The sequence below is a fragment of the Nocardiopsis sp. NPDC006139 genome (genome assembly GCF_040614155.1).
GTDB lineage: Bacteria > Actinomycetota > Actinomycetes > Streptosporangiales > Streptosporangiaceae > Nocardiopsis > Nocardiopsis changdeensis.
Genome location: NZ_JBEXTT010000033.1, coordinates 1 through 15,609 on the forward strand (window position 1 = coordinate 1; position 15,609 = coordinate 15,609).

Below are 15,609 nucleotides of genomic sequence, written 5' to 3' on the forward strand. Positions count from 1 at the left end.
GGCTTCAACATCCGTTAGTCACAGCGTAAAACGGGCCCGTTCTGGCGACTGCAACGCCGAACGGACCCTGACCCGAAGCACCTGCCTGAACAGGAGATTCGAGCTGTGACCACCATACCCCCGGGCGCCCTTGACGCTCTCTCCCGCGCGATGGAGCTCGCTCTCGCGCACCCCGCCCTCCTCGCCGCCGTAGCTCTGCTGCTGGCCGGCGGGTTCACGTGGACGTTCCGTCCTGCTGCTCCCGCGGAGATGGTCGCCCGGCAGATCACCGAGGCTGACCAGGCTCGCCGTTCCTCCTGACGCGCCCGTGTGGTGCCCGCGCCGCCCCACCGTCCTGGGGCGGCAAGGGGACCAGACGGTCCACCCCCCGAGAAGGAGAACCCCGATGCTCTACAAGTGCGATGGCATGTCCGTCGGCGTCCTCATCTTCGACGCCGATGACCGCCTGCTGATGATCACCCGCGCCCACGCCCCGTCCGGGATCGCCCCCGTCGCCGGCCACGTCCGCGACGAGAACCCCGACTACACCCACCTGAACGCCGCCATCGCGGAGACCCGCGAGGAGGTCGGCCTGACCGTCACCGAGGAGGATCTGCGGCGCGTCTACATCCAGTGGCACCAGAGTCGGTGCGGCGCCGACGTCCCGCACCCGTCCGGTGGCCACGACTGGCAGGTGTACGTGGCGACCCGCTGGTCGGGCACCGTGGTGCGCGCCGAGGAGGAGGCCACCGACGCCCGCTGGTACACCCCCAGCGAGGTGCAGGAGCTCGCGGAGCGCACCTTCGCCTACGCCCGCGGAGAGGTCACCGAGGAGGAGTGGGAGGCCTCCCCCGGCCTGGAGCCGGTGTGGGCGGAGATCCTCTCGGTCCTGGAGAGGCCCTACCAACCGGACGCGGGGTTCTTCGACACCGTGGTCCAGGTCGCTGACGGGCGGGTGATGCGTAAGGTGCGCGCCCTGTACGGCGACACCCGCGAAACCGTGTCGGGCGGGCGCCTGGTCGGGGGTGGTGACTTCTCCTACGTCGACCCGTCGGGGCGGCGGATCACCCTGGTGGGCGAGGAGCTGACGGTGACGGAGCAGGGGTGCACCGGGCTGGTGTCGGCGTCGGTGTCGCTGCCCGATCCGGGCACGGAGGCGGCTCGCAAGCTCGCGGCGGTGCTGGCGGGACTGGGAGTGACCCAGGAGGACCGGACGTGATCCGCGGGTGCCTCAGCCAGGCCCTCACATGGGGTCTGATCCTCGCCGTCGTGCTGTGGGTGCTGCGGTACCCGGAGTCGGTGGCGGGCCTGGTCGGCACCGGCCTGGACCTGGTGGTCGCCGGAGCCGAATCGCTCGGCCGGTTGATGAACGCCCTGGTGGGCGAGGTCAACGGCCTCATCTGACACACGAAGACGGCCCGCCCCGGACACCTGAATTGTCCGGGCCGGGCCGCTACCGCCCTACTGGAGGACGATGATGAACACCGTACAGAGCAGTGAAACCAGCCGCAACCAGGGGTTTTGGCGACGTCTTCTGATCCCGTCCGGAGCCCCGGAGGGGGTGCGCGCCGCTCCCGGTTCCGCCCGGGCGACGGTCGCGATCGCCGCTGTCCCGTCCGCTGCGTCGCTGGTGTGGACGGCATGGTCGCTGATCGACATGATCCCCGCCCCGCTGCCCGTCGGGCTCGTGGCGGGTGTGGTGCTGGATGTGGCGCTAGTGTCGGCGGTCGCGATCGCGTGGATCGCCCCGCAGGTCGCCAAGCCCGCGAAGATCACCGGCTGGCTGATCGCGCTCGTCGCCGCCCTGCTGGTCGGCTACCACGCCTACACGATCCTGCCGGTGCTCGCCGGCCTGGGCCTGGTCCCGCTGGTCGCCAAGGGCCTGTGGCACCTCGCTCTCAACGCCCGCCTCGCGCAGGCCGCCGCGGAGGCCGCGCAGGCTGAAGCAGACCGCGTCGCCGCCGCCGAGAAGGCGCAGCGGGAGGCGGAGCTGTCCACGGACCCGACTCACGACCAGAAGCGCATCGTCGCGGAGAAGCTCCAGCAGGCCAAGCACGAGGAGGACCTGGCTGACGCCGAGGTGCGGCTCGCGGACGCCCAGGCCGAGCGGGACCACAAGCTGAAGCTCGCGAAGATCCGCCGGGACGCGAAGGAACAGCGGGAAGCGGAGCGGGAGGAGGCGGCGACGGTGAAGCAGCGCATGGAGCTGATTCGGGAGATCCGCGCAGCCCAGCCCATCCAGTTCGCCCTGCCCGCCGGCGAGGTCCCGGACGACCTGTCCGGGCTGCCTGCGCCTCGCCCACCGCAGGGTGAGGCAACGGATCACCTGTCGATGCTGGGCTTCGGAGCGCCTCCGAGGACTTCTCGTCCTGCCGTGTCTCCGCTGGAGCTGGAGGCGAAGGCTCGGGAGGTGTACTCCCCGGGTATGTCGTTGAACGCTTTCCGGCAGGCGCTGGGGGTTGGCATGAAGAAGGCCCACCCGCTGCACCAGAAGCTCCGCGCTGAGTCGGAGGCCACCGGATGAGCGAGGACACCACTACCGCTTCTGAGTCCACCACCCCTACCGATACCGCCACCACCACTGCCACCGGTACTGGTAGCCCGGTGGGGGTGGTGCCGGTGGCCGGTAGCACCCTGTCCGCTACCGCCGCCTCGTCGGCTGCTGTGTTCTCGGCGTTCGGCCCCCTGGGGCTGGTGGCCGGCGGGGCGGTGGCAGCGGCCGGTGGGGCGCTACTGGTAGGCGCCCGTATCCGTGCGTCCCGTACCGGTAGGCCCCCGAAGATGCGCCGTACCGGTAGGGGGCTGCGGGCCATGGCCGCTTCGTCCCGGATGGGTCGGGGGCTGCCCCGTGCCCGTACCGGTAGTACCCGGTCGCATGCGGCCCGCTCGGCGGGGGTGGCGCGCGGCATGGTGGGCGGCCGTCGTATGGCCGCTGCCAGCCTGCGCCAGTCCCCGGGGCGGACGGGCGGTAGCGGTGTCGGCTACTCGGGGCGTCGCGGTAGTGCGGCCCGTCCGGGCGGCACCGGTAGCCGTCCGGGGTGGTCCGGTAGGGGTGGTGCTACCGGTGGTCGCCGGTTCGGTGGCGGTCGCGGTACTGGTGGGGGTGCGGCGTTCGGTCGCCGCCACGGCGGTATCGGCCCGCGCGCTACCGGCGGATCCCGGTGGTGGCCCGGCGCCGGTGGCGGTAGGGCTGCCGGGGGTCGTACCGGTAGGCGCCGGTGGGGTGGCGCCCGCCCTGGTAGCGACGGGCTCACCGGGAGGGAGCGCGCCGCTGCCCGGCGCGGCCTGCGTGCCGTGGCCGGGCGGCCGGCCACTCTCGGGGAGCGGTTGCGAGCCCGCGCTCGGCGCCGCCTGTCCCGCACCCCAGGAGGCCGCATGGTGCTGCGCGCCGGGAGGGGCGTGGCCCTGCTCGGAGCCGGAATCGGCGCCCTCTCCGCCGGACTGTGGGCCATCAGCAAAAAGGCGTGGCGGTGGGTGTCCCCGCACGCCAAGCGCGCCGGAGCGTACCTGGCCGGCGCCTGGTCGGAGCTGCTCCTGAGGGGCAAGCGCAAGAACGAGAAGTCCAAGTACAGGTCCGGGTTCGAGCCCGGCCGATCCGGCGCCAAGCCGGGGAACGAGGTGGCACGCCGTATGTCCGGAGCTTCGCACCACAGGGTCATGCTCGCGGCCCACGAGCTCGCGAACGCGCTGAGCGCTTACAACGAGGAGGGCATGTTGGACTACGTGGAGGGCTTGGACGCCCTTCCGCAGGCGCTGGACGTCGTCGCGAACGGCATCAACAACCTCGCTGTGTCGGCGCTTCAGGAGCAGCCCCTGGATCCGCGCATCAGCGACTTCATCGCGGGGATCGCTGCGGGTCAGGCCAACATCGGCTTGGCCGCGGCACACCTGCGGCCGATGGTCGAGGACTTGCACCGGGATGACCTGGTGCGACTGCGTGAGGATGTCCGCCCGAACGGCCACAAGTGGGATCACGCCCACAACCAGCGGTAGCCACCGGTAGCGGAAGGAGAGGGGTAGCGGTGGGCAAGAAGCGCAAGCAGAAGGCGATCGAGTGGGGCCACTACGGGCCCGTGTCGGGGCCGTTCACGGCGGCGTGCACGTCCCTGGCGGTGGCCGGGTGGGGTGACGTGGTGGGCCTGTCGCCCTGGTATGCGGCGGCGGGTGCGGGTGCGTGCGGGCTGCTCACCCTGGCGATGGATGTCAAGCGGCGCCTGCCGGTGTTCGCCCGCCTCACCCATCTGGGGGCGTGGGGATTCCACGGATGGTGGACGTGGCAGGCGCTCGCGACCGCCACCCCCTACTCGGTGGACGGTATCGCCACTCTCGCTACCGGTACCGCGGTGGCGGTGGTGGCGGCGCAGGCCGCGGCGGTGCACACCGAGAACGTCCGCGAACACCAGGCGTTGGTGGCGGAGGAGGAGCGCAAGGACGGGATTGCCGGGGAATGGGCAGTCCGCATCAAGCGGGTGTGCCACATTCCCGGGGTGAAGGTCACTGGCATCGACCCGTGGAAGCGTCCCGTGCCCGGTGAGCCCAACGAGACTCGGGAGACCGGGTATTCGCTGCTCATCGAGTTGCCGTCGGGCGGGTACCGGTGGACGGACATCTCCGCCAAGCGCCTGGAGCTCGTCTCGGACGCGAACCTGCCCACCGGGTGCGGCATCGAAGTCCGTGCAGGTGGGACGGCCCGCGAGGTCATCTTGGACATCACCACCGTCAACGTCCTGGCCGAGGACCTGCCCCTGCCGGGCGACTTCGACAAGGCCACCTTCTACGACCCCATCCGCTTCGGTATCACCCCCGACGGGCAGTACGCCGAGGTCAACTTGAAGTGGGCGTCGGGCATCCTCATCGGCCAGAAGCGGTCCGGGAAATCCAACCAGCTCGTCACCCTCATGTCACAGATCCTGGCCTGCGACGACGTGCTGATCTGGGGCGTGGACTTCAAAGGCGGCGGCGTGTTCAAGCCCTACCTGAAGCCGTGGCTGGCCGGCGAGGTCGACCGTCCCGCGATCGACTGGGTGGCCACCGACGAGGAAGAGGCCATCCGCATGCTCGACATGGCCATCGCGGGGATTCCGGCGCGGGTGATCGGCTACGACGACCTCATGGACAGCGAGGACGACGACAAGGTTCCCAGTTCGCACCAGGTGCCGCACATCCTGATCATCACCGACGAGTCCAACAACCTGCCCAAGTCGATCAAGGACCGGCTGGTCGCGGTGTCGAACGTGGGCGGCGGGGCGTCGGTGTCGACGCTGGTGTGCGCGCTGCGGGCGGTGGACGCGGGCGGAAACGGGCTGCCGATCGAGCTGAACACGCAGGCCCGGGTGAAGATGTCGATGCAGGTCGACGGGGACCAGGAGTTGGCGTACCTGTTCAACTGGGGAAAGGCGCCCCGGTGCGAGGAGATCCCCGGGGTGGGGTTCGGCGTGTACGGCGAGGAAGGCGGTGTTCCGCGGCTGTTCAAGGGGTTCCGGGCGAAGCCGTCTGCGGCGAAGGACGCTGCGGTGAAGACCGCGAAGCGGCGCCCGGTCCTGGATGAGGTGACCCGGGGTGTGCAGGTTGACGGTCTGTACGACTCGCGGTGGGAGCGCGCGAAGCAGACGTGGCTGTCAGGGAAGAAGGCCCCGCAAACGGCGACCACGAGAGCCTCTCAGGGGGCTCCTGAGGGGCCGTCTCGGCCGCGCCCCACTTCGGGTCCGATCGATCCGTCTGCGGGCGGTGACGTGGCCCTGGAGGCCATGCGCAAGGCGTACCGGGACGCCGGCCTGCCGGTGCCCGGAGAGACTCCGGAGAGGCCGCAGGAGACCGCCGATGACGGGTTCGAGGGCATCGCGTCGGACACCCTGTCCGACCTCCAGGTGCCCCGTCTGCTGACCGTGGGCCGGGACATGGCGGCCGGTGAGGGCTTGGTGCCGATGGCGGAGCTGGCTCGCCGTTTCGGACTGACGTCCCGGCGGTTGGGTGAGCTGCTTCGGGTGGTGGGTGTGGAGCCGCGCCAGTCGCCATGGCGGGGTGCGCGTGCCTACGAGTTGGAGGTGTTCGCGGTCGCTGTGGAGCGGGTCCGGTCGGGTGCGTTGCGGGTTCCGGATGAGGTGTGGGCCGCCACGGAGGGCGAGTAGCGGCGGGTTGCGGGCCTGGTTGCGATACCGGGCCCGCAACTGTTTGAGCTGCGGAAACTACTGAGTTGCGCTATTGGAGGCCCCCATTTGGGGGCTGTGACCCCCTGTTTGGAGCCCCCTGTGAGTACCCCTGCCGAGTTCGTTCCCCGCCGTTCCCGCTCCCCGCTGGAGCGCCGTTACTGGGCTGCCGTCTACCTCGCCCGCCGCCTCGTGTTCTTGGCGCTCATCCTGTGGTCCGCGATCACGTGCGCCGTGGGGTTGGCCGGCCCGCACCCTGTCGCTGCTGCCGCCGGTCTGGTGTGCGCGTTGGTGGTCCTGTACGTGCAGGGCGGGTGGGTGTGGCGGCGGTACCGGCGGTGGGTGACCAGGGCATGATGCGATCATGACCAGGGGAGGGATGCCGGTGACCGATCTGCGGTGGCTGCGCGGCCAGATCGAGGGACACGCCGCGTTCCTGCGTCTGGTCGGTGACCCGCTCGGGTCCATGGAGGACGTGCGCGCGCAACTGGCCGTGTTGGACATGTTCGCCGCGGCGGATGGTGAGGTGCGGGACGCGTTGGCGGAGGTGGTGTCGGATATCGCCGCCCAGTATTGGAGGCCGGGGTGCTGATCCGGGACGCCGCCGCTGGGGATCGGGACGCCATGGGCGCTGTGTCTGCGGCTGCTGGGGTCGCGTACACGCCCGTTGGTGACGTTGTCCTGGTCGCTGCCTCCCCGGCCGTTGTGGGCTGGCTGTGCGGCTCCCTGGACGCTTCCCACCCGGTGGCGCCGGTGCGTCGTGCGGGCTACATCCAGGCGGTCGTCGTTCATCCGGGGGCGCGCCGGCGTGGGGTTGGCGCTGCGCTCGTGGAGGCGTTCCTGGACCGTGCGCGGGAGGCCGGCGTGGGGTGGGTGTTCGCGGCCCCGGACGAGGACGGCGACGCTGCCGGGCGGCTGCGGTGGGTGCACGCCCTGGGGTTCGAGGCGACCTCGGATCCGGACCCGTGGCCGGTCATGGGGCGGTGGACGTAGACTGGTGGTGCGCGCTGACCCGCCCCGGAATGGGCGGTGTAGGTGTGCGATCAAGGGCCCCACACGTAGTGGGGCCTTCTGCGTGTCCGGGGTCAGGCATGCGTTAGCCAGGAACTTCCCAACTTCTGGCACGTCGCGAGACAGAGGATCCAGCGGCGCAAATAATGGGGCCTCAAGACGCAGTTGGTTCCGCTTCCTGGGGGAAGTCATGCATGTCAGGTTCAATGTGGTTGGCGGTCAGGATTCCGGTTGGACCGATGAAGCAGTGGACCTCTCTGTGGTGCCCCGCAAAGGCGACACGGTTCTGCTTCCCGATGAGCGGCTCTTCATAGTGCAGCGAGTGATGTGGGCGCCCATGGGGATGGGCGGGGAGAGCGATTCGACACCGAGCGTTGTGGTGTTCATGTCCCCGCAGGAGTCAGCTTCCAAGACCTGAATCTTCGCTTCTCCCAACGCTGGGAGTTGGGCGCTGCTAGCGTGTACAGCGCCTCCAGATTGCAGGGGTTGTGGGCGGGTTCCCGTGTCCGCGGGGCCCGCCCGCCTTTGTGCGGGTCGGGCGCCCTGTCACTCTCTCGCCGCGTCCACGCTGAGTCCGTCACGGGCCAGGGCCGCTTTCAGGTCCGCGAGCGGGAACACCTCCACGTCCACCCAGCACCCGCACGGGGCGGCGATCGAGTCGGCGTGTCCGCACTCGCAGGTTCGGGGTGGGCATTGGGGGCACATGGTGCGTTGGGGTAGCCCGTCGTCGGGGCCTACGTGCCCACACCCGGTACAAAGGACGACCATCACGTCTCCTCGCTCTGCGTCTCGGGGGCCATGGGAGCGAGCGCGTTGGCGACCGCGCCCACGATGGCGTCGGTGATGTCGTCCATGCGCTCTTGTGCGTCGTCGGGGATCGGAATCGCGGTGTCGGTCATGTGTCCTCCTTGGGTCAGCGGACGGGCCGGGTCAGTACTCGAAGGCGATCGCGTCGCGGCGGACCGACGTCAGCGACCACAGGGTGTGCCCGGTCGCCTCCTGGTGAGCGTCAACCCACTCGCGGCGGGCGACTTGGTCGGGAAACACCAGAGCGGTGGTGTCCTCGTCACTGGTGCGGTTGCAGTAAGCGCAGGACGCCAAGTGCATCCACTCTGGAGCGGGCGGAGGCTCCTCGGAGAGGGTGATGGGCGCCGCGTTGTCGAGGGTGATCGGTTCGAGCTGCGGCACGGACAGCTCGGTAGAGACCGTGGGCCCGAGGTCGACGGCGCCGAGCGGGGTCCAGGCGCTGAAGTCTTCCGTGGGGGTTCCCAGGGGCGCGAAGAACACCTGTCCGGCGTCCGCTGGGACACCGACACTGATTCCCTTGCTTCGCGGCTTCCCGCCGTCTGGTGTCCATCTCGCGGCGTCGGGGCCGCGTTCCCATGCTTCGAGGGTGTCGTCGATCCTGCTGATGATGTCCACGTTGCCTCCTGGTTCTAGTGTCGCTTGCCTGGTGGGGGTGTGGGGCCGCCCGACGTGCGCCGGGCGGCCTACGGGGTCAACCCCGCGAGACGTTGGCAGCAAGCAGGTCGTACCGGCCCTTGCCAATCAGGTACTCCACCAAGTTCTTCTGCCGCTCGGGGTAGTCGTTGAACTGGGAGTTGAACAAGGGCCTGTGCGCGCCGATCTGCTCTCGCTCTGCCGCCTCCGCCTCATCGCGGGTAGGGAACCTCTCGATCGTTGAGCGCACCGCGAAGTCCATCCACGTCGACGCTTTCTCGTGCCCCGACAGACGGTGACGCATGTCGTTGCTGATCCCGATGTACAGCAGGAGGTCTTCTTCGTCGTAGTAGCGGTAGAGAACCGTTGGGCCGTTGTCCCGCTGCTGCTTTGCCTTCTTCTTGCGACGCTGCTCGGGCTGGGGTGGCGCGGGCGGGAGTTCCTGCGTCTCCTCGTTTCCCTCGAAGAGGATCACGGGCATGGCCTCGTGCGGCTCCGGAGCGGCACTGATCTGCGGCTTGTCTCCGGCGCGCAAGACGTCTTCCCAGTTACTGGGGATGAGGAGCTGGTACTCGTCGTGGGTGCCCTGCCACGGAACGCCCTGCTTGGTTCGGACCACGATGCCGAGTTCCTTGAGGGCGACGAGCGCGTTGTAGATGGTGCGTTTGCTGTAGGAGGTCTCCAAGGCGAGGGTGTTGCTTCCGGGGGCGCACTGCTTGCCTTGGTCGTCGGCGTGGTCCGCCATGGTGCGAGCGACCAGCTTGACGGAGGGGTCGATGTTGAGCTCGCGGACGAACGCGTTCCAGCGGGCGAAGAAGGGAGCTCCGGGAGTATCGGGGGTGATGCCGTTAGGGTTGGCCATGACCTGTCTTTCTCGTTGCGGCGAGTGGGTGGGTCAGGGCCCGTCCGGTGATCCACCACCAGACGGGCCCGCTGTGTTGTTAGGCGGCGATGCCGATGGGCCTAGCAATGCACATGGGTACGACGGCCTGTGCGTAGTGCTGGAGCGCGTACTTGTAGCTCAGCCTGTCCACGTCCACGGCGCGCTCTTTGAGGTCGTCCTGGGCGAACTGGCGGATGGAGAGCTGTCGGCACTCCCGGTAGATGCGGGGGCGCTTCTTCTCGAACTGGTAGAGGGCTTCTCGGAGCTGCTGAGGGGTCAGTCTGTCGACGAGGGTCCATCGGCGTTCGAGTTCAGCGCGGAGCCTCTTCTGGTGCTCTTGTCGCTGCTGCTCGATCTCGCGCGCGCGATCGCTTGCGATCGAGCCCGAGCGAGCGTCAGCGAGCTCGGAGGACTCTTCTTCTTCGGTACTTCGTACATCGGTACTTCCGTCTTCAGTCCTTCTTAAAGACGTACCGGTTTCAGACGTACCGCTTTGTGACGTACCGGAATGTGACGTACCGGAACCGGTACCCCACGTGTCCCCTGATTCGGCGTCAGAGTCGTCGGAGCTGCCCTGTTCGTCGCCCTGACCAGTAACGCCGTTACTGGAACCGTTACCGGAAGGGTTACCCGAAGCCTTCCCGGAACCCTCCTGCGGGAGGTGGAACAGGTGCATGACCGTCTCGACGCGCTTGCCGTTGTGCTTGAGCTCGCGGGTGAGGTAGCCGAACTCTTCGAGCTCTGCGAACGCGGCTCGGAACGCGCGGCGTCCTTCGGCGCGGTCGCCTCGGTCCTTGCGGGCCTGACGCCACATCTGGTCAGCGTTGGTCTGCCAGCCGGGGGGACGGGAGATGAGCTCCATAAGGACGGAGCGGGCGAGGCCGGAGAGTCGGCCATCGCGGATCGCCTCGTTGGCGAGGATGGTGAAGTGCGCTTCGTGGCGCATGTGGTGAACCTTCAGCACGAGCGACCCCCTACACGGGGCGCGCGCGAGGTACCATTAGCCTTAGACAAGGCCGCCTCCTGGTGATGTCAGGACGGTGGTTCAGAGCCCGTCGTGGTGTTACCAGCACCCGGCGGGCTCGCTTTATGTGGTTGTGGGCCCATTCTACCCCGTGTGCACGTGCAGCGGGCGGGCGCAAGGCGGGGGCGGGCAGGGCCGGAACCCCCGCCGGCCGGTCACTTCTTACGGTTCCACGAAGCCGACGCGCGGTCCTTCTCCCACTGCTCGATCGTGGTCTCCTTCCACAGCGGCGACTGGCCGACGCGCTCGTCGGGCGGGGGCATGTCTCCGCGCCATTGGTACTGGCGGACGGTCTTGGGGCTGACGCCGATGCGTTCGGCGACGGCTGCGATGGTCAGGTATCCGGGGATCATGCTCCGATCGTAGCTTGTAGGCACCGACTCGACAATTACGCGACTCTCGCGTATGATGTAGATACGCCATCTACATCATGGGCTTGGAGGTCGGATGGAAAGCCGCATCGACGAGTACGTCCCCCAGTGGCGACCAGTCGGAAGCCACCCCGAATGGCACGCCCGGCCTCCAGCCGGACTCATCATCGCCCTTCAGCGTCAGCCGTGGCGGATCGTTGAAACCCGCGAGATCAGCCCTGCGAACTGGACCGAGTCCGAGCAGTCCGCTTACGTTCGCCAGTATCCCGCCGGCAACGCTGCCGCCGTGCCCCCAGAGGAATGGCCCCAGCGGCCGTGGGTGCTGGTCTTGGACCCGCTCCCCTCCGGGAAGCGACGCCACGCACGCTGCTCGGGAGGACATGTGAAGCGTCGGTTCGAGGTGCTATCCGAGCACTACCCCGTGTGCAATCTGTGCTTGGAATTGGTGCCCTGCCAACACGTCACCACAGACCGGGAAGTGGCGGCCGGTCAGGCAAAGCTGAACCGGCTCACATCCCTCACCGTCGATTCGTGCTGGGGTTGCTGCGAGCCCATTACGAAACGACAGAAGTCCATCAGCTTCGACGGAGACAACTTGGTCCTGCCGGGCGGTCCTTCCCCCGTGCGCTTCCACACCCGCAGTCGATGCCACGGTGAGGCTGCCGCCTACGAGAAGCACTGGATTGCAGCGGACCCGCGACGCTCGTGGCGGCTGTACTGCCCCGGTGGCCTAGTGCACCACTACGACGCATCGGTGTGTTCCGAAGGGGCGCGGTGCCCGGGAGTGAACGTGTGGCATCGCCAGATGGAGGACCACACGTTCGGGCGGATTAGGTGCGACCGCTGCGCGACCGTCCAGCAAGCCCTGTTCGACGCCTGACCGCCTGACCCCAAGGAGACCCCGATGCGTTTCACCCTCGCCGACCTCGACCTCTACTGGGTCGGCACCGACGACACCACCCCCACCGGATGCACCCTCGCCTACGGCTACGACCCCCTCGGCAACCGCCGCCTGTTCCTCTGGCGCGGCGACCAGCCGTCCGACGACACGTTCCTCGGGTCCGTACTCACCAAGGAGCAGGGGCCGTCCACCGCCTACGGACCGGGCGGCGGCTACGTCGGCTCCGGGATGTCCGGGGACCTGCTCGACCGCCTCGCCAACGCCTGACCACGCCCGAGCGAACCCAAGGAGACCCGATGCCGCAGACCGACCAGTACCTGTACCGCTCCACCGCCGTCCTCCCCGACGGCACCCGCAAATGGTGCGACGTCATCGCCCCCGGTCCGAAGGAAGCCCGCGAGAAGATCCAGACCATCTACCCCGGCTGCACCGTGCGCGGCCTGCGCCGGGACGGGTTCGTGGCCGCCGTCATCCCCACCCGCTGACCGCCTGACCGCGCGCAGGAACCAAGGAGACACCATGACCGCCGTACAGCCCGGACAGACCTACACCAACGCCTCCTACCCGCACCTCGTCGCCCTCGCCTGGTACGGCGACTACGACAACCACGCAGCCCGCACCGTAGGCGTCAACAACCGGCAGACCGCATGCGGCCGATGGGTCGGTGAACGCGCCATCAGCAAAGTGTCCCGGTCGGAACCGGTCACCTGCCCGGTGTGCGTGACCGCCCTGACCTCCGAGGAGGCGTGATGTCCGAGCCCACCACCGAGCAGGTCCACGCCGTCATGGCGGCCCTCGGTACACCGCACACAGACCAGCACCACACCCTCGGGGCGGATTTCGCCCAGTGGCAGATGGAGGACACCATCCGCCGGGTATGGCCGCACATCGTGAACCAGGCCGCCGACATCCTGGAGCACGACGCCCGAACGAACGAAGCGAACGGCAGGAACGGCGCGGGGTTCAGGGCCGCAGCGCAGCACCTGCGATGGACCGCGAAGGAGGAGTTCTGATGTCCGAGCCCCCTGTGCGGATCACCCGCCGCCCGGACCGCGCATACCCCGCCCGCTGGGAATGCCTCGTCCCCGGGTGCGGCGCGACGGCCGTGTCGACGTCCCGGAAGGCCGCTGCGGCGGCGCACTCCCTGCACATGGACCGCGAACACAAGGAGGAAGCGTGATGGACCTGGACGCCATCGAGCAGAGGACCCGAGCAGCCACCGAAGGGCCGTGGTGGATCGACGCCGACGGAGAACTCCGAGGCCGCAGGCCAGGACGCCCCCTGGACCAGGAGATGGAGCCGACCGTCGGAGTGGCGTGCATGGGGGACCCTGACGCCGCATTCGCCGCTGCCGCCCGCACGGACGTGCCCGCGCTGGTGGCGCGCGTCCGGGAACTGGAGGAGGAGAACGCGAAGCTGCGTCTCTACCTGTCGCACGCCGTCAAGTTCAGCTTCGGCACCGACATGGCCAGCCACGCCGAAGTCACCCGCGCCGAACAGAACCGCCCGGATGGCGACTGGTTCTTCCGGTCGTGGGAGCCGACCGAGCGTCACGCGACGCAGGAGGCCGCGCTGGAAGCCGCCCTGGAGCGGGCGCGCGAGAACGGAGGACCGCAGTGACCACCGCGACCATCACCCTCGTAGGCGGCGAGATCAACGTCCTCGAACACCAACTCCGCCGAGCGATCAACGAATACGAAGCAGGGCCACGGCCGGACATGGCAGCCCCCTACCGCAGCATCCTCACCAAGATCAAGAACGCCCAAGCCGACCAGTGCGGCGTTGCGTTCACAGACCCGTGGGGCGGCGAACACAGGTGCGCGCAAGACCCCGGGCACGAGGACCCTTACCACCGCAATGCGGGAGACGGGGTGTCCTGGCTGGACGAGGCCGCCGACCGCTGACCCCTTGGGCCCTGCCGCACGGCGGGGCCCACACCCATGCGCGCCCAACAAAAACGGGCCCCGCCTACGCAGCGGCGGGACCCGTTTCGCGAAACACCCTACCCCCCACACCCCCACCCCTACACTGCCCACATGGCGAAAACCCTCTACCTCGTCGTCTCCGGCGCCCCCGCCCCCGAAGGCACCCCCGAGCTCGCCAGGACGCTCCAAAGCGACGGCTGGCAAGTGGTGTGCATGTCCACCCCCATGGGCGTCCGGTTCCACGACACCGCCGAACTGGAGCGGTTGACCGGAGCCCCTGTTCGCACCGAATACCGGATGCCCGGACAAGGCGAAGGCTCCCCCAAAGCCGACCTCGTACTCGCCTGCCCGCTCACGTTCAACTCCACGAACAAGTTCGCCGACGGACACTCCGACAACTTCGCCCTCGGGCTCCTCTGCGAAATGGTCGGCTACGACGTCCCCACCGTCGTCGTCCCCCACTGCAAACCTCAACTCGCCTCCCACCCCGCGTTCCAACGCTCCCTAGCGACCCTCCGGTCCATCCCCGCCGTCACCCTCGTCTACGACCACCACGCCCCCTACGAATCCCGCCTCCCCACCTGGGAACACCTACTCCAGGTCATCCGTACTCTCTAGACAGGAGGCCCGGCGTGGACGCAGCCACCAGGGGCCAGATCATCCGCTCCCACCGCCGCCGGCGCGGCTACTCCCAAACCGTCCTCGCCGGCCTCGTGGGACGCTCCGAGTCATGGCTGTCCCAGGTCGAGCGCGGCAAACTCGCCGTGGACTCCCACGAGGTGCTGTCGCGGCTCGCCGACGTCCTACGGCTCCCCCTGTCCGAGCTCACCGGATCCGAACCCGAGGCCGCCCCCGTGCGCTACACGCCCGCCGTCGACATCGAACGCGCCATGATGCGGTACACGTCCCTGGAGGTGATCGTCGCGGAGACCGGCCGCGAGGACCCGGTGGACGTGGCCCGGCTGCGTTCTGAGGCGCACCGCACCTACGCCGCCTACCAGGCCACCCGGTACGGCGAGGCGGGGCGGAGGCTCCCCCGGCTGATCCGGGACGTGGAAGCGGCGGCGAGGTCCCGGGGTGCGGACCGGCCGGCGGTGTGCTCGGCGCGGGCGATGGTCTACAACACCGCTGCTGCGGTGCTGCGGCGGGTGGGTGCCACGGATCTGGCGTGGCAGGCCGCGGACCGGGCGATGGCCGCAGCGGAGTGGGCGGACGAGACGCTGCTCGCCGCGGTCGGCGCGTACCGGCTGTCCTATGTGTTCATCAGCCGCGGCAACCCGGATGTGGCGGCGGAGCTCGCGATGGGTGCGGCGCACGCCCTGGAGCGTCGGATGCACCCGGGTACCCCGGAGGAGCTGTCGGTGTACGGGGGGCTGCACTTGGCGGCGGCGACTGCGGCGGCGGCGGAGTACGACCGTGCGGCGGTGCCGCGGTTCCTGCGGCAGGCGCAGCGGGCAGCGGACCGGCTCGGGACGGATCTGAATCTGCACGGGACGGCGTTCGGGCCGACGAACGTCGCCATCCACACCATCAGCACGAACGTGAAGGTCGGAGACGCCAAGGCCGCCGTGGCGGCCGGCGAGGACCTGGACGTCGCCAGCCTCCCTTCCGGTCTGGTGGGGCGACGGGCACAGGTGCACCTGGACCTCGCGCGCGCCTACACCCAGACCCGGCAGGATGCCGCGGCGGTGAACACCCTGCTGGAGGCGGAGCGAATCGCCGCAGAGCTGGTGCGCCACGACCCGGCGACGGGTGCGGTCATCACGGAGTTGTTGCGGCGGGAGCACCGCAGGTCGACTCCGGAGCTGCGGCCGTTGGCGCAGCGCGCCGGGGTCGCGTAGCGTCCGCCTGCTTCCGTTGGGACCCGCAGGATTCTGCGGGTCTTTTACCTTTTCTGGGCTGCGAAACCGTGCGGGGTTTCCGGCTTAA

Annotated in this window: 23 protein-coding genes; 18 read left to right on the forward strand and 5 right to left on the reverse strand. The window is 69.1% G+C overall.

Annotated features, from left to right (window positions below):
• Positions 1-105: 105 nt before the first annotated feature.
• The 9 genes from ABZ249_RS29835 (at position 106) to ABZ249_RS29875 (ending at position 7,118) form a co-directional block, all read left to right on the forward strand.
• The gene (locus ABZ249_RS29835) at positions 106-300 is read left to right on the forward strand and encodes a hypothetical protein (RefSeq protein WP_355269431.1); all 195 of its coding nucleotides are present in this window, start codon (positions 106-108) and stop codon (positions 298-300) included.
• Positions 301-385: 85 nt separating this feature from the next.
• Positions 386-1,198, forward strand: a complete 813-nt coding sequence (locus ABZ249_RS29840) for an NUDIX domain-containing protein (protein WP_355269433.1) — start codon at positions 386-388, stop codon at positions 1,196-1,198.
• Positions 1,195-1,383, forward strand: a complete 189-nt coding sequence (locus ABZ249_RS29845; RefSeq protein ID WP_355269435.1) for a hypothetical protein — start codon at positions 1,195-1,197, stop codon at positions 1,381-1,383. Before ABZ249_RS29840 ends, ABZ249_RS29845 begins: the two co-directional genes overlap by 4 nt.
• A 73-nt stretch (positions 1,384-1,456) precedes the next feature.
• Entirely contained in the window at positions 1,457-2,503 is a 1,047-nt protein-coding gene (locus ABZ249_RS29850) for a hypothetical protein (protein WP_355269437.1), read from the forward strand.
• Between the two features lie 803 nt (positions 2,504-3,306).
• Complete coding sequence (locus ABZ249_RS29855; protein ID WP_355269439.1) at positions 3,307-3,972, forward strand: hypothetical protein; 666 nt, start codon at positions 3,307-3,309, stop codon at positions 3,970-3,972.
• A 29-nt stretch (positions 3,973-4,001) separates the two neighbouring features.
• Positions 4,002-6,107, forward strand: coding sequence for a hypothetical protein (locus tag ABZ249_RS29860; protein ID WP_355269441.1), 2,106 nt, complete (start codon positions 4,002-4,004; stop codon positions 6,105-6,107).
• 120 nt (positions 6,108-6,227) lie between these two features.
• Complete coding sequence (locus ABZ249_RS29865; protein WP_355269443.1) at positions 6,228-6,482, forward strand: hypothetical protein; 255 nt, start codon at positions 6,228-6,230, stop codon at positions 6,480-6,482.
• Between the two features lie 28 nt (positions 6,483-6,510).
• Positions 6,511-6,717 (forward strand): hypothetical protein, encoded by a 207-nt coding sequence (locus ABZ249_RS29870; protein ID WP_355269445.1) that lies wholly within the window; start codon positions 6,511-6,513, stop codon positions 6,715-6,717.
• Between the two features lie 32 nt (positions 6,718-6,749).
• Positions 6,750-7,118, forward strand: coding sequence for a GNAT family N-acetyltransferase (locus tag ABZ249_RS29875; RefSeq protein ID WP_355269621.1), 369 nt, complete (start codon positions 6,750-6,752; stop codon positions 7,116-7,118).
• Between the two features lie 785 nt (positions 7,119-7,903).
• On the opposite strand, the gene ABZ249_RS29880 is transcribed toward ABZ249_RS29875, so the two are convergent.
• From ABZ249_RS29880 to ABZ249_RS29900, 5 genes are all read right to left on the reverse strand, one after another.
• Positions 7,904-8,035, reverse strand: coding sequence for a hypothetical protein (locus ABZ249_RS29880; RefSeq protein WP_355269447.1), 132 nt, complete (start codon positions 8,033-8,035; stop codon positions 7,904-7,906).
• Between the two features lie 31 nt (positions 8,036-8,066).
• Entirely contained in the window at positions 8,067-8,558 is a 492-nt protein-coding gene (locus tag ABZ249_RS29885; protein ID WP_355269449.1) for a hypothetical protein, read from the reverse strand.
• A 76-nt stretch (positions 8,559-8,634) separates the two neighbouring features.
• Positions 8,635-9,438: a helix-turn-helix domain-containing protein gene (locus ABZ249_RS29890; protein ID WP_355269451.1), complete on the reverse strand. Its 804-nt coding sequence runs from the start codon at positions 9,436-9,438 to the stop codon at positions 8,635-8,637.
• A 79-nt stretch (positions 9,439-9,517) separates the two neighbouring features.
• Positions 9,518-10,405 carry a hypothetical protein gene (locus ABZ249_RS29895; RefSeq protein WP_355269453.1) on the reverse strand — a complete coding sequence of 296 codons (888 nt, stop codon included), beginning with the start codon at positions 10,403-10,405 and terminating at the stop codon, positions 9,518-9,520.
• Between the two features lie 233 nt (positions 10,406-10,638).
• Positions 10,639-10,836, reverse strand: a complete 198-nt coding sequence (locus ABZ249_RS29900; RefSeq protein WP_355269455.1) for a helix-turn-helix domain-containing protein — start codon at positions 10,834-10,836, stop codon at positions 10,639-10,641.
• 922 nt (positions 10,837-11,758) lie between these two features.
• Between ABZ249_RS29900 and ABZ249_RS29905 the strand changes: the two genes are divergently transcribed.
• From ABZ249_RS29905 to ABZ249_RS29945, 9 genes are all read left to right on the forward strand, one after another.
• Positions 11,759-12,022: a hypothetical protein gene (locus ABZ249_RS29905; RefSeq protein ID WP_355269457.1), complete on the forward strand. Its 264-nt coding sequence runs from the start codon at positions 11,759-11,761 to the stop codon at positions 12,020-12,022.
• A 29-nt stretch (positions 12,023-12,051) separates the two neighbouring features.
• Positions 12,052-12,240 (forward strand): hypothetical protein, encoded by a 189-nt coding sequence (locus ABZ249_RS29910; protein WP_355269459.1) that lies wholly within the window; start codon positions 12,052-12,054, stop codon positions 12,238-12,240.
• Positions 12,241-12,274: 34 nt separating this feature from the next.
• The gene (locus ABZ249_RS29915) at positions 12,275-12,505 is read left to right on the forward strand and encodes a hypothetical protein (RefSeq protein WP_355269461.1); all 231 of its coding nucleotides are present in this window, start codon (positions 12,275-12,277) and stop codon (positions 12,503-12,505) included.
• On the forward strand, positions 12,505-12,768 hold the full coding sequence (locus ABZ249_RS29920) for a hypothetical protein (RefSeq protein WP_355269463.1): 264 nt from the start codon (positions 12,505-12,507) through the stop codon (positions 12,766-12,768). The genes ABZ249_RS29915 and ABZ249_RS29920 overlap by 1 nt, the downstream gene beginning before the upstream one ends.
• Positions 12,768-12,935 (forward strand): hypothetical protein, encoded by a 168-nt coding sequence (locus ABZ249_RS29925; protein ID WP_355269465.1) that lies wholly within the window; start codon positions 12,768-12,770, stop codon positions 12,933-12,935. Before ABZ249_RS29920 ends, ABZ249_RS29925 begins: the two co-directional genes overlap by 1 nt.
• A complete protein-coding gene (locus tag ABZ249_RS29930; RefSeq protein ID WP_355269467.1) occupies positions 12,932-13,375 on the forward strand; it encodes a hypothetical protein in 444 nt (147 codons plus the stop codon). The genes ABZ249_RS29925 and ABZ249_RS29930 overlap by 4 nt, the downstream gene beginning before the upstream one ends.
• Entirely contained in the window at positions 13,372-13,659 is a 288-nt protein-coding gene (locus tag ABZ249_RS29935; RefSeq protein WP_355269469.1) for a hypothetical protein, read from the forward strand. Before ABZ249_RS29930 ends, ABZ249_RS29935 begins: the two co-directional genes overlap by 4 nt.
• 132 nt (positions 13,660-13,791) lie before the next feature.
• Positions 13,792-14,298: a flavoprotein gene (locus tag ABZ249_RS29940; protein ID WP_355269471.1), complete on the forward strand. Its 507-nt coding sequence runs from the start codon at positions 13,792-13,794 to the stop codon at positions 14,296-14,298.
• A 14-nt stretch (positions 14,299-14,312) separates the two neighbouring features.
• Complete coding sequence (locus ABZ249_RS29945; protein WP_355269473.1) at positions 14,313-15,521, forward strand: helix-turn-helix transcriptional regulator; 1,209 nt, start codon at positions 14,313-14,315, stop codon at positions 15,519-15,521.
• Positions 15,522-15,609 lie beyond the last annotated feature (88 nt).